Genomic DNA, 12397 nt, shown 5'->3' on the forward strand with positions numbered 1-12397 from the left:
CGTCTCCATGGCGAAACGGGCGAAATGCGGCCTTGCCCGAACCAAGGAGTCCTGCTTTGTCCCTGAGGCCCCTCGAACGCTTCAAGCTTGCCTATCGACGTCTTCGGGCGGGGGCCAACCTGCACCGCAACGACGCTCTGGGCGCGCTCTACCGGGCCTGGGCCTACGTGCATGCCACCCAGCTTGCAGGCGACTATTACGAGTTCGGCGTGTACCGCGGCAACAGCCTGGCCCATGCCTGGCTGTGCTACCGTCACCAGCGCGAGCGCATGGAGCGCAATGCCGGACTGCCGTTCCGCCGTCAGGGGACGGTGCTCGATTTTCTCTCCCGGCCGCCCCGGTTCCATGGCTTCGATACCTTCGCGGGCATGCCGGCCAACGACGAAGGCGAGGACACCCTGGCCACAGGCAGCTTTCTGGCAGCACAGTCCCAGGCCGTGGCGCGGTGTGCGGCGGTAGGCCTGCGTGCTCCGGATCTGGTGCTGGTGCCCGGACTGTTCTCTGACAATGCCGGAGCCATCGGCAGCACTCAGGCGGCGATCGTGCACCTGGACTGCGATCTGTATGCCTCGGCACGGGACGCCCTCGCGCTGATCGAATCGCGGCTGGTTCAGGGTAGCGTACTGCTGTGCGACGACTACGACCTGTTCCGGGCTGACCGGCAGCGCGGCGAGCGCCGGGCGTTGAGGGAATGCGCGGAGCGCTCCGGCATCGAGTTCGAGCCGTGGTTCGCCTATGGTCCGGCATCGCGTGCCTTTCTCTGCCATGTTCCGCAATTCACGCCGCCTCCACGCCCATGAACGCTTCCGCCCGGATGCGCGCGGGATTCCTTTCCGGCGCGGTTTCGTACATGGCAGGGCAGGGCTTCACCTTGCTGTTCCAGTGGATGCTGCTGCGCCACTTCGGAACGCAGGGTTATGCGGACGTCGGGCTGGCGCACCTCGGGCTCCTGACCGTTCTGTTCCTGGCGGACCTCGGCTACGCATCGCTGTTCCTGCGCGAGGATCCCGCCTCGGAGGGCTGGGTGCTGCGCTGGCGGCAGGCGCTGTGCCACCGGCTGGCGGCCACGCTGGTGCTGGACCTGGCGTGGGTGGCGGGCGCCTGGTGGACATCGCGCGGACAGGGCGAGGGCTTCGCCTACCTGCTCTCGGTGCTGCCGGCCACGCTGCTGGGACTGGTCGGCTACTCGGCGCCCCTGCTGGCGCAGGGACGGCGCCTGGCCGGCTTCGGTGTCCAGCAGGTCGCGGTGCCGGCGGCGACCCTCGCATGGCTGGCATTGCGCGGTGCGCCGGGCTGGGAGGGCGGCATGGGCGCGGGCATCGCGGTGACCGTTGGCTACCTGGTGCAGGCCACCGTGAATATCGCCGTGTTCGGGGCGCCGCTTCGCCTGCTTCTGCCGGCGGTAGGGGGAGGGCGCATGCTGGGGGCTGCCCTGCGGCTTTCTGCGCTGGGTATCGCCGGCACGCTGCACGACCGGTTGACGCCGTTCCTGCTGGCCTCGGCGGCACCCGCTTTTGTTCCGGCCTATCTGCTGCTGGGCTACCTGCTCAATGGCGCGGGCGGGGTCTTCAACCAGTTCAACCGCTTGCTGCTGGCCGAGGCGCACACCGATACCGGCGTGCGCTGGGCCTGCGGCCTGATGTCCCTGGTGCTCGGCCTGTCGGCGCCCGCCGCGCTGCTGCTCTGGCCGGCTGCCGCGCGATGGGGCAATGCCGAGCAACAGGAGTGGCTGCCGTGGGTGATGCCGGTGCTGGTGGCGGGCGCGATCGTGCTTTTTTCCAGCGTGCTGTCGGCCCTGCTGATCGGGCGCCGCCGCGAGCAGGCGCTGCTGCGCGTGTTCGTGTGGTGCCTGGCGGTCAGCACACTGCTGCAGGTGGTCGCGGCGGCAGCGTCGGCGCCGGTGCCATTGCTGTGGGGCCGGCTGTTGGGCGTGCTGGGAATCATGGCGGCCAGCCTGTGGCTGTGCGGCCTGCGGCCCAATGCGGGAGGCTGGGCGGCGCTGCTGGCACTTCTCCTGGCGGGGTTGCCGTGGGCCGGGTCTGGCGGTGGGGGGCCGGCCGCTTTGCTGCTGCTTCTGCCAACGGCATGGGCCGCCTGGCGCTGCCACGGCCTGCTGCGGGTCGCGGGAGGTCGTCCTTCATGACCCGTGTCGCCGCAGCCTTTTCCCGGGGCCTCGCGGCCCCGCGTGCCTGGAGCCTGCGATGTGCGGCGTAGTGGCATTGCGCAGCTTCGTGGCCGGAGCGGCGCTGCAGGACCGTGCGGAGCGGGCGCTCGCCGCGCTCGCACGCCGGGGGCCGGATGCGCAGGGCCTGTGGTGCACCGATCAGCCCGCGCCGACCGTGCTCGGCCATCGCCGCCTGTCGATCATCGACCTGAGCAGCGCGGCGACGCAGCCCATGCGCTGTCCGGACACCGGCAACGTGGTGGTGTTCAACGGCGAGATCTACAACTTCCTGGAGCTGCGCGCGGAACTGGAAGGGCTCGGCCACCGGTTCCGTACCGACAGCGACACGGAAGTGATCCTGCACGGCTGGCGCGCCTGGGGGGAGGGATTCTTCCCGCGCTGCAACGGCATGTGGGCGGTGGTGCTGCTGGAGCAGGAGACGGGCGACCTGGTCTATTGCCGAGACCGCCTCGGCGTGAAGCCGCTCTATCTGCACCATGACGGGCGGCACCTGGTGCTGGGCAGCGAGATCCGTGCGATCGCCGCCGCGCTGGGCGGACACCCCGCGCCGAATCCGGGGGCGATCTTCGATTTCCTGGTGGCGGGCCTGTCCGACCATTGCGGCGAGACTTTCTACGAAGGCATCCAGGCGGTGCCTCCCGGGTGGCTCTACCGCGTATCGCCTGCGGGACGCACCACGCGGCGTTCCTACCACCGGTGGCCCGCTCCCGGGGAGGTCCCGCCGCTCGATGCCGGGGCGGTGCGAGCCCTGCTGCAGGACGCCACGCGCCTGCGATTGCGCTCCGACGTGCCGAGCGTGACGCTGCTGTCGGGAGGGCTCGACAGCTCCATACTGACGCACATCGGCCTGCATGCCGGGGCTGCGCCCCGCACCTGCTTCGGGGGGGCCTTCACGTACGGCTACCGCGACGGGGCCCACGCCGGCTTCGACGAAGTCGAAGCGGCGGCCGCCTCGATGGCCGGATGGGGGCACTCGGACCGCCACCACGTGCACCGTGCCCACGCGGTGCCCGGCGCGGACGAGCTGCTGGCACTGGCGCAGGCACAGGAGGAGCCTTTCTGCACCCCATCCATCCTGGCGAGTTTCCGCATGTACCGGACCATCCGCGATGCGGGCTACAAGGTCGTTCTCAACGGCGAGGGCGCGGACGAGCTGTTCGGCGGCTATGTGCGCCTGTACCTGGCCCTGGCCGCGCGTAGCGCGCTGCACGGCCTCAGGCTTCCGACGCTGGCACGGCTGCTGGCAGGCGGGGCGGTGGACCCGCGGCTGCTGCTCAACCGCCTGGCCTGGGATCTCCCGGCCCGGCCGCTCGGCGCGCTGCTGCGGCGGCAGCGGCCGAGCGTGGCCAGCATGTCTGCCGCCCTGTGGCACGCGCAGGCGCCACGCCTGCAGGCACTGCGGGCCGACCGGCGCGGCGATGCGCAGGCCCGCCTGCGCGCCGACGTGCTGGCCACGAACCTGCCCATGGTGCTGCGCATGACGGACCGCAACAGCATGCATGCGGGCGTGGAGGTGCGGGCGCCGTTCCTCGACTACCGCCTGGTGGAGCGCGCGCTCGCCACGCCCGCGCACCGGCGCATGGGCGACTACCATGGCAAGGCGCTGCTGCGGGAGGCCTTTTCCGCCGACCTGCCGGCACGCATCGTCGGCCAGCGCAAAAGCACGGGTTTCGGCCACGCCGAGCAGTTCCTGGTGGACCGCATGCCCCTGCAGGACATCTTGGCGTCGCTTCCGCAGGGCCTGGGCGATTTCCTCGACCTGCCGCGGCTGCGCCGCGAGCTGGCCGGTGGCCGTGCCCACAGCACGCTGTGGTTCGCGGTGTCGGTCGCGCTCTGGTACGGGAGCGTGTATGCGTAGCCGCCAGCCACGGAGAAGACCATGATGGCATCGGAGTGGGCACCGGATGACGGCCGCTGCCGCTGCTGCGGTGCGACGTGCGCACAGCGCTCCGTCTGGCCCGAAGTGTATGCCGGCAGCGGTCAGGAGCTGCGCCGCTGCGGCGGGTGCGCCGCGGCGTATCTGGCTCCGGATTTCACCGGCGAATCGCTGGCACGGTTCTACGCGGGCGACTACCGCAGGCTGTTCCCGGCGGAGGTGCCCTGGCGCAGCGAGGAGCGATTTTTTGCCTGGCGCGGCGACCGCCCCATTGCCCGGCAGCGGCTGGCGCGCATCGCTCCTGCATTGGCCCACGGCGCACGCCTGTTCGAGGTAGGGTCGGGATTCGGGGCGTTCCTTGGCGTGGCGGCGGCGCAGCGGCCGGATCTGCAGCTGTCGGCCAGCGAGCCCGACCTGGCGCACCGGGATCGCCTGCTGGATGGCGCGAAAGTGCGTTTCCTGCCGAGCTGGGAGGCACTGGCCGGCGGCGAAGCCGATGCCGTGGTCGCATTCCATGTGCTGGAGCATCTGCCGGACCCGCGGGCTTTTCTGGAAGACCTGGGGCATATCCTTGCACCGGGCGGGCAGGCCTGGATCGAGGTGCCGGACGTGATGAGCGGCTGGCGTTCGCGCAACTACGTGCATCCTGCGCACCTCAGCTATTTTTCCGCGCCGCTGCTGCGGCGGCTGGCCGTGGCTGCCGGACTGGATGTGGTCCATTGCGGCGCATGGCAGGGTGGCGGGGTGCTGGCGGAAAACCTGTGGGTGCAGTTGCGGCGCCCGCAAACGGGGGGCGCTCCCGTTTCCATGGAGCCTGCGTCCGCGGAGGAAATCCATCATCTGGATGCGCGCCTGGACAGCGTGCGCTGGGGTGCGCAGGACCGCTTGCGGCGCCTGCTCAAGCGTGCGGTCGTGCGCCTGTTCGGCAGTGGGCTGTTTGGCGAACTGCAGCGCTGGCGGATCCATCGGCGCATGGTGCGGGAGGAGGGCAATGCGGTTTCCTGAATTCCGGCAGGCCTTGCTTGCCCAATACGGCGAAGAAGCCGCCGACACGCGCCACGAGGCCTATTTCCTCGCACGCCGGGGGGGGATGGCCGTGCTGCGCGCCCTGCTCGCGGCCGCGCGCGATGCGTGGCTTTGCGGCCGGTTGCCGGAGCGCCCGGCTCCACTGGCCGGCTGGGTGGCGCTCGCCACGCTGCCGGGCGCCAACGGTTGGGGCGCGCTGGCGCCGTGCGTGGCCGACCTGGCCCGGCATGGCATCGCCTGCGCGGTGGTGGTCCATCCGCGCCTGCGCGGACAGGTCGCTGGCCAGGTACCTGCGCGGCCGTCCGCCCAGGCCTGGCGGCACGCGCTCGGCGCATGGCGGCTGAGGCCGGTGCGGGAAGGCGTACTGGTGGCATCGCCCTGGCTGGTGCGTTGCTGCGTGTTCCGGCAGCGCCTCTGGCGTGGCGCCTGGGAGCGGACATTCGATGCTGGCGCTTGCGGAACGCTGCTGCTGCACAACGATTTCGATGTGTATGCCGTGGCTGCGCAGCGTGCCTGCGGGGCCCGCTGGCGCAGCGTGTGCGTCCAGCATGGCCTGCCCACCGATGAGTTCTTTCCGGTGCATGCGCAGTGCCATCTGCTGTGGGGGCCGAGCAGCGCCGAGGTGTACGCCCGGCACGGCGTCGCCACGCAAGCGCTGGGTTATGGCCCGGCGCGCATGCTCTCTCCCGCCGCCGGGGCGCAGGCGCCCACGGCCCTGTATCTGGTTTCGCAGACCCACACGCCGATCTACGGACGGCCGCTCGCGGAGGATTTCCTGGCCCTGGCCCGGCAGCTCGCCCGGGACCGGCCGGGAGGGCTCGCGCTGCAGATCCTGCTGCATCCGGAGGAGGTGCGTCGGGGGCATCCCTACCAGGGCACGGAACTGGCCCCGCTGTGCCGTCCGCCTCCGCACGCGGTGCTGGTGGCGGACGGCCCGCCGGCCGTGGTGGCGGGCTTTTGCTCTTCCGCGCTGATGGACGCGGCGGTCCGCGGCCATTACGTGATCGGCATGGACTGGCCCGCGCCCGGGTCGGCCGATGCCCAGGCGGTGGGGCGCCCCTCTGCGCAGGTGGCGGACCCGGGCGCCTTTGGATATCTTGTCCGCAACCTGTGCCATGAGGCCGGGGCACGCACCGCTTTCCTGGAGCGGCAGCGCCTGTGGCTGCAGCGCAGCTTCGCCGCCGATCCCGCATGGCCGCGGCGCCTGGGAGGCGAGCCATGAAGCGGCTGGGGCTGGTGCTGTTCATCGTGTCGATCCACGCGGGCGACCTGCTGGTGGCCTGGATGTACGGCGGCGGCGCGTGGCCGGAGGCCGCGCTGCTGCGCACCGCCCGCGACGCGGCGGTGGTGGTTCTGGCGGGACTGTGCCTGCTTACCGTGCGCATGCCGAGGGCCCTGCTGGTGCAGGTGCTGGGGTTTTGCGCCCTCGCTGCCGCGCATGCGCCGGCCGGGTTCCTGCACGGCCTGCCTGCCGGCATCGTGCTCGGGTCCCTGGGCATCGTGCTGGTGCCGATGCTGTTCCTGCTGGCCGGGCATGTCTGCATGCCGCATCCACGGGACCTGCGCCTCGCCGTGCGTTGCCTGGTCTGGCTGGGCGTGGCCAGTGCCGCCTTCGGTGCATGGGATGTGGCCCATACGGACTTCTGGGTCCATGGCGTGCGGCTGCCGGAATACCTTTTCAATATCAAGGGCGTGCAGCCCGATGGCACCGAAAGGGAAACCGGCCTGCCCTGGAACTTTTTCGGCGGCGAGGCCAGGGAGCGCCGTGCGGGTGGCCTGCTGGCCGCGCCACTGGCCCAGGGACAGTTCCTGGTGACCGCGGCCCTGTCCGCGTTGGCGCTGTGGCAGCGCCGCTGGCCGTGGCGCGCCCTGCTGGCGTGCGGCGGCCTGCTGGCCGGCGTGTGGATGTCCGGCACCCGTGGCGCGATGCTGGCCGGTATCGTCGCCGTGATGGGCTACCTGCTGACATCGAAGGGGCTGGTCCGGTCCGCGGCCGCGCGGCTCTTCCTGGCGGGAATGGTGCTTGCGGCATTGGCGGCCGCTTCCGTCGGCATCGTGGTGGCCTCCGTGAACTTCCGAGACGGCTCCACGATCGGCCACTGGCTGGCGTTGCAGCGCAACCTGGCCGAACTGCACCAGGTGCTGCTGCTGGGCGGGGGCGTGGGGCGCCAGAGTGCGCTGGCGGCCCGCCAATCGCTGGCCGACCTGGGTGGCGGAGAAGGCTCGCTGTTCAGCATCGCCTACCAGATCGGCATACCCGGCGCGTTGCTGTTCCTGTCCATCGTGGGCTGGTGCCTGCACCGGTTGTGGGGGGCCTACCGGCTGCAGCGCGACCCCGTGGTATTGGCGGCTTTCTGGCTGCTTTGCGGCATCATGACCACTTTCGTTTCCTCGGAAAACGGACTGACCGTTTCGGGAGCCGGCGGATTCTGGCTGCTGCTCGGCGGCGTGCTGCGCCATGCCGCTGCCGCCAGGACCGCGGTGCCCGGGGTGTTCCCCGGGGAGGCTGCGGCCCATGGGGCTCCGGCCGGAGCGCAGGGGCGGCAGCCGGCTGGCGGAGCAGGGGGATGAGCCGGATGCGCATACTGCATGTGTACAAGGATTTCGCGCCGCATGCCGGCGGCGGCGGCGTGGCTCGCCACATCCATGGGCTGGCCGTGCTGGCATCGCGGGGCGGCAACGTGCTGCGGGTGGCCGCGCCGCAGGCACAGGGCGGCAGTGCCCATGGGTACGTGGCCGTGCAGGCCGGGGCCGGCGGATTGTGGCGCCAGGTCGGCTGGGCGGATGTGGTGCATGTGCATGGAGCGCGCGTTCCCGTTGCCGGCCTGGCCGCGGCGATCGCCTGGCTGCGTGGCCGGCGCCTGGTCTACACGCCCCATTGCTACTACGACGACGATTCCGGGCCGGGGAAACGCCTGCGCAAGTGGGCCTGGGACCTGGTAGTCGAGCGTCTGCTCCTGCGTGGCGCGGACCGCGTGGTGCTGCTGTCCGGCCACTGGGTGGATTACCTTCGCAGGCGCGGCATGGCGCCGCGGCGCCCGGTGGTGCTGCCCAATGCCGTACTGGAGGCCGAACTGGTCGCGCCTCCCGACGATGCGCCCCGACTGGAAGGCGCTCCCGCATTGCTGTCCGTGGGGCGGCTGGATGCCGTCAAGCGCCTGCACGATGCCGTCGCCGTGCTGGCGCATCCGGGGATGGAGGCGGCGGTGCTGCATGTGGTGGGGCGTGGCCCGGACCGGGGCCGGCTGGAGGAGGTCGCCCGGTCGCTCGGAGTGGGCGCGCGCGTGCGCTTCCACGGGTTCGTCGCCGATGCCTCCGTCGCGGCGATGGCCGCGGGCGCGGACGTTTTCGTGATGCCGTCGGCCGTGGAGGGCATGCCGACAGTGCTGATCGAGATGCTGCTGCTCGGCTGTCCCGTCGTGGCCAGCGACATTCCGGGTAATCGCTCGATCCTGGAAGAGGCGGGCCTGACCGGCGCGTTGTATCCGCTGGGCGACGTGGCGGCGCTCGCCACCCGCGTCGGACAACAGCGGCAGCACCGGGTGGATCCCGCCATCGTGGAGCGGGTCCGTACCTGCTTCACCTGGGAAGGCCTGAGGCCCCGCGTGCTCGCGCTCTACGGTGCGCTCGTCCAAGGGGCGGTTCCTTGAGCGCCCTGCCGTCCCGCCTGCGCTTTTTCGGCTGCCCCCTGGACATGGTTGCGCCAGAAGAACTGCTGCAGCGCGCACAGGCCGCCGCGGAGGGGGGGGCGCGGATCCGCATCGAAGGGCTGAACGTTGCCAAGCTGGTCGATGCGCGCGCGCAGCCGCTGCTGCACCAGGCGCTGGAGGAGGCAGAGCTGGTCCACATCGACGGGAGCGGCGTCGGCATCGGCCTGCACTGGCTGGGCGCCTCGCCGCCACCGCGCAGAGCGGGCATCGACCTGATGCAGGACCTGTGTGCCCAGGCCGCCCGATCCGGTGACAGTGTCTATCTCCTGGGTGCACGGCCCGCCGTGGTGGAGGCCGCCGCCGCCCGCCTGGGCGCTACCCACCCCGGATTGCGCATTGCCGGTGTGAGGGACGGCTATTTCACCGATCCCGAGGCGCCCGGCATCGTGCAGGAGATCCGCACCTCGGGCGCGCGCTACCTCTTCATCGGCATCAGTTCGCCCCGCAAGGAGCTGTTCCTGCAGCGACACTGGAACGACCTGGGCGTTGCGCTCGCCATGGGCGTGGGCGGATCGTTCGACGTGCTGTCCGGGATGCTGCCGCGGGCGCCGCACTGGATGCAGCGGTTCGGAATGGAGTGGCTGTTCCGGATGATCCAGGAGCCGCGGCGCCTGGCATGGCGTTACCTGCGCACCAATGCCATGTTCCTGATGTTGCTGCTGCGGGCCCGCCTGAGCCGTCGCCATCGTGCGCAGGCGGTCGTGCCTTCCGGACAATGACGGGGCTGGCTGTGCCATCGGGAGGGGCTGGACGCCAGCCATCGCAGGCCCCGCTGGTAGCGGTCTGCCTGGCTGCCTATCTGCTGTTCTGCCTGCAGCAGGTGGTGGTTGCGGGCGGTGCCGGCGGCGGCCTGTCGCTGGGGTCGGTCGCCCTGCTCGGCTGCATGTCGGCAGTCTCTGCCTGGGCGCTCTGGCGGCAAGGCGTGCCCCCGTGCCTCCGCAGGCCGCTGCTGGCAATCCTTGCCTGCATGGCAGCACTGGCTGCGTCGGTGCTGGCGTCCGGAAATGCGTCGCTCGCGTTCCGTTTCGCCGTGCGCTATGCCACCGCCCTGCTGGCGCTGTGGGCGATGCTCAACCTTGCCGTGGCCTGCCCGCGCTGGCCGCGCGCGGCAACGCTCGCGGCGTTGATCGCCCTGTGGCTCAACCTGGCGCTGGGCGTGGCCGTGCTGGTGCAGTGGCCGCCAGCCCTGCGCTTTTCGCTGGCATTCCACGCGGAGGACACGTTCAAATACCTGCCGCGCATTTCGGGCATGTACGAGCATCCGGCGCTGCTGGCCGCTTCCTCGCTGGTGGTGGCGCTGCTCGTGCTCCAGTTGCATCGCCGCCGGGAGCTGGGCCGCGCTGCGCTGGCGCTGGCGCTGCTGGGCGCCGCCGGCGCGCTCGCGCTGGCCCAGGTGCGCAACGCCCTGGTGCCGGCCGGGCTCCTGCTGGCCTGGTGCGCCTGGCCGCGCTCCGGCCTGTCGCGCCAGCATCGCCGCCTGGCCGCAGCGGCGCTGCTCGGTCTGGCAGCCCTCTCCGTGCTGGTGCTCTGGCAGCGCTACGCCGACATGACCAGTGCCTCGCGGGAAAACCTGCTGACCGCCGTGTCGCTCGGACGGACCTATCTCTGGGCCGGTGCGGTCGAGGCGTGGCGCGGCCATCCATGGTTCGGGCTGGGGCCGGGGGTGTTCCAGTTCCTGGTGCCCGACTACACCGGCGGCCGCTTCCTGCGCGGTGAACTGCACGCACACAACCTGGTGCTGGCTGCCCTGTCGGAGACCGGGCTGTGCGGACTGTTGGCCGGCCTCGGCCTGCTGCATGTCCTGTGGGCACCGCTGCTGCGGGCCGGTGGCGGCATGCGCCGCTGGGCGCTGGCGTGGCTCTGCCTGCTGCTCGGGGTGGGAGTGTTCGATTTCTACCTGCCGTTCTATCCGTTTTCGCTGCACGCGGCGCTGGCGGTGGCATTGCTGCATGCGATTGCGCGGAAGATGCCGTGCCGTCCGGATCCCGAACTCCGCGGTGATTCGTCGCCCCGGTTCAGGATGCATCGCGATCGAACAGCACGATCACGCAGGTCTGGGTGATGATGCTCAGGTCCAGCCACAGCGACCAGTGCTGGATGTAATACAGATCGAATTCCACGCGCTTGCGCATCTTCTCCAGCGTGTCGGTTTCGCCGCGCAAACCGTTGACCTGTGCCCAGCCGGTGATGCCCGGCTTGACGCGGTGGCGCTGCAGGTAGTTCGGAATGAGGTCCTGGTACTGCGCGCCGTGGGCGAGTGCGTGGGGACGCGGCCCGACCATCGACATGCGTCCCTGCAGCACGTTGAAGAGCTGCGGCAGTTCGTCGAGGCTGGTGCGGCGCATGAAGGCCCCGAAGCGGGTGACCCGCGCGTCGCCGCGCGCCGTCTGGGGCGGAAATTGCCGCTCGTCGTGCAGGCGCATGCTGCGGAATTTCCAGACCTCGAACGGGCGCCCGTCCCATCCCTGCCGCTGCTGTCGGAAGATCACCGGACCGGGGCTGGACAGCCTGACGCCGGCTGCCAGCACCAGCATCAGCGGGCTGGCCAGCAGGAGCAACGTCGCCGCCACCGACGTGTCGAGGCACGCCTTGAGCAGCCGGGAGCTGCGCGGCAGGGGGCGCACCGACAACTCCAACAGAGGTGTTCCCGCCAGCTCCGCCATGCCGTGGTGGATCATGCGGAAGGCGAAGATGTCGGGTATCCAGCGCACATGCACGCTGGTGGCGCCGAGGCGGCGCACGCTCTCGCGTATCAATGACTCCTCGCGCATGGGCCAGGCCAGCCAGACCTCGGCCACGCCATGGTCGTCCAGCCAGCGCGGCAGCGCGGCGAGGTCGCCGGCATGGATCGCCTCGGGCACCGGCACCATTTCCAGTCCGGACCATGGTCCGCTGCGGATGCGCTCCGCCACCTGCGCCACGCGCTCATGCGGTCCGAGCACGGCGATGCGCCGGGTGCCCATGCCGCGGCGGTGCAGCCAGCGCAGCGCGCGATCGAGCAGCAGGCGCACACCGATCAGCCCGCACGCCCCAAGCCCGGCCCAATACAGGAACCACAACCGGGAAAAGCTGGGCCCGGTCTTGCTCAGGAAGCTCAGCGAGGCCAGCACGCCCAGCACCACGCCCCAGCCCAGCAGCACGCGTCCGGCCATCATCGTGGGCATCGCCAGGCGCCAGCTCCGGTAGAGCGCGAGCTGCACGAAAACCAGCAGGGTCAACAGCACGCTGGCGAGCAGCGCATAGAAGTACTGCGATGCTTCCGGCAGCTCGGGCTGCCCGGTGCGCAGGGCATAAGCCAGCAGTCCGCTGCCCAGCACCACCAGGGCATCGGCGAATTTCAGCGCGGCCGTGGCCAGCGCCATGCCGTCGCCGATCAGGCTCGGGAATCTCGCTCCGGAAGGCGCCCGTTGTCCATCCTTCATGGGCCGCGCTTCCTCTGCCCGTGCGCGCGACCATGGATGCGACGGTCTTCCCCTGGCTGCGAGGCCGAGGCGACCGTGGGCCGGCATCCCACGGGAAAGGGCAGGCCCATGCCATGGCCTGATGGCCAGATCGACTCGATAGCCTGAATGGTGTCCACTGCCCGGTCGCCTCCCGTGG

Annotated in this window: 10 protein-coding genes; 9 read left to right on the forward strand and 1 reads right to left on the reverse strand. The window is 70.9% G+C overall.

Annotated elements, in window-relative coordinates:
- The first annotated feature begins 56 nt into the window (after nucleotides 1-56).
- Genes ACGHC0_RS05630 through ACGHC0_RS05670 form a run of 9 tightly spaced genes read left to right on the forward strand, consistent with a single transcriptional unit; the run spans nucleotide 57 to nucleotide 10859 of the window.
- The gene (locus ACGHC0_RS05630) at nucleotides 57-800 is read left to right on the forward strand and encodes a TylF/MycF/NovP-related O-methyltransferase (RefSeq protein WP_368354363.1); all 744 of its coding nucleotides are present in this window, start codon (nucleotides 57-59) and stop codon (nucleotides 798-800) included.
- On the forward strand, nucleotides 797-2143 hold the full coding sequence (locus ACGHC0_RS05635; protein ID WP_368354364.1) for a hypothetical protein: 1347 nt from the start codon (nucleotides 797-799) through the stop codon (nucleotides 2141-2143). Before ACGHC0_RS05630 ends, ACGHC0_RS05635 begins: the two co-directional genes overlap by 4 nt.
- Nucleotides 2144-2201: 58 nt before the next feature.
- Nucleotides 2202-4043 carry an asparagine synthase (glutamine-hydrolyzing) gene (gene asnB / locus ACGHC0_RS05640; RefSeq protein ID WP_368354365.1) on the forward strand — a complete coding sequence of 614 codons (1842 nt, stop codon included), beginning with the start codon at nucleotides 2202-2204 and terminating at the stop codon, nucleotides 4041-4043.
- 21 nt (nucleotides 4044-4064) lie between these two features.
- Nucleotides 4065-5066: a class I SAM-dependent methyltransferase gene (locus ACGHC0_RS05645; RefSeq protein WP_368354366.1), complete on the forward strand. Its 1002-nt coding sequence runs from the start codon at nucleotides 4065-4067 to the stop codon at nucleotides 5064-5066.
- Nucleotides 5053-6309: a hypothetical protein gene (locus ACGHC0_RS05650; RefSeq protein ID WP_368354367.1), complete on the forward strand. Its 1257-nt coding sequence runs from the start codon at nucleotides 5053-5055 to the stop codon at nucleotides 6307-6309. The genes ACGHC0_RS05645 and ACGHC0_RS05650 overlap by 14 nt, the downstream gene beginning before the upstream one ends.
- Entirely contained in the window at nucleotides 6306-7658 is a 1353-nt protein-coding gene (locus ACGHC0_RS05655; RefSeq protein WP_368354368.1) for an O-antigen ligase family protein, read from the forward strand. The genes ACGHC0_RS05650 and ACGHC0_RS05655 overlap by 4 nt, the downstream gene beginning before the upstream one ends.
- Nucleotides 7655-8737, forward strand: a complete 1083-nt coding sequence (locus ACGHC0_RS05660) for a glycosyltransferase family 4 protein (protein ID WP_415267655.1) — start codon at nucleotides 7655-7657, stop codon at nucleotides 8735-8737. Before ACGHC0_RS05655 ends, ACGHC0_RS05660 begins: the two co-directional genes overlap by 4 nt.
- A gap of 44 nt (nucleotides 8738-8781) precedes the next feature.
- Nucleotides 8782-9516 (forward strand): WecB/TagA/CpsF family glycosyltransferase, encoded by a 735-nt coding sequence (locus tag ACGHC0_RS05665; RefSeq protein ID WP_415267656.1) that lies wholly within the window; start codon nucleotides 8782-8784, stop codon nucleotides 9514-9516.
- The gene (locus ACGHC0_RS05670) at nucleotides 9513-10859 is read left to right on the forward strand and encodes an O-antigen ligase family protein (RefSeq protein ID WP_368354371.1); all 1347 of its coding nucleotides are present in this window, start codon (nucleotides 9513-9515) and stop codon (nucleotides 10857-10859) included. Before ACGHC0_RS05665 ends, ACGHC0_RS05670 begins: the two co-directional genes overlap by 4 nt.
- On the opposite strand, the gene ACGHC0_RS05675 is transcribed toward ACGHC0_RS05670, so the two are convergent.
- Nucleotides 10813-12219 carry an undecaprenyl-phosphate glucose phosphotransferase gene (locus ACGHC0_RS05675; protein ID WP_368354372.1) on the reverse strand — a complete coding sequence of 469 codons (1407 nt, stop codon included), beginning with the start codon at nucleotides 12217-12219 and terminating at the stop codon, nucleotides 10813-10815. The genes ACGHC0_RS05670 and ACGHC0_RS05675 overlap by 47 nt on opposite strands.
- Between the last annotated feature and the right edge of the window lie 178 nt (nucleotides 12220-12397).

Source organism: Acidovorax sacchari, from assembly GCF_042847045.1.
Classification (GTDB): Bacteria; Pseudomonadota; Gammaproteobacteria; order Burkholderiales; family Burkholderiaceae_C; genus Paracidovorax; species Paracidovorax sacchari.

Bases quoted from the DNA above. Each gene is read 5' to 3' on its own strand.
- ACGHC0_RS05635 (WP_368354364.1), top strand. From the start codon at position 797: ATGAACGCTTCCGCCCGGATGCGCGCGGGATTCCTTTCCGGCGCGGTT.
- asnB (WP_368354365.1), top strand. From the start codon at position 2,202: ATGTGCGGCGTAGTGGCATTGCGCAGCTTCGTGGCCGGAGCGGCGCTG.
- ACGHC0_RS05645 (WP_368354366.1), top strand. From the start codon at position 4,065: ATGATGGCATCGGAGTGGGCACCGGATGACGGCCGCTGCCGCTGCTGC.
- ACGHC0_RS05650 (WP_368354367.1), top strand. From the start codon at position 5,053: ATGCGGTTTCCTGAATTCCGGCAGGCCTTGCTTGCCCAATACGGCGAA.
- ACGHC0_RS05655 (WP_368354368.1), top strand. From the start codon at position 6,306: ATGAAGCGGCTGGGGCTGGTGCTGTTCATCGTGTCGATCCACGCGGGC.
- ACGHC0_RS05660 (WP_415267655.1), top strand. From the start codon at position 7,655: ATGAGCCGGATGCGCATACTGCATGTGTACAAGGATTTCGCGCCGCAT.
- ACGHC0_RS05665 (WP_415267656.1), top strand. From the start codon at position 8,782: ATGGTTGCGCCAGAAGAACTGCTGCAGCGCGCACAGGCCGCCGCGGAG.
- ACGHC0_RS05670 (WP_368354371.1), top strand. From the start codon at position 9,513: ATGACGGGGCTGGCTGTGCCATCGGGAGGGGCTGGACGCCAGCCATCG.
- ACGHC0_RS05675 (WP_368354372.1), bottom strand. From the start codon at position 12,219: ATGAAGGATGGACAACGGGCGCCTTCCGGAGCGAGATTCCCGAGCCTG.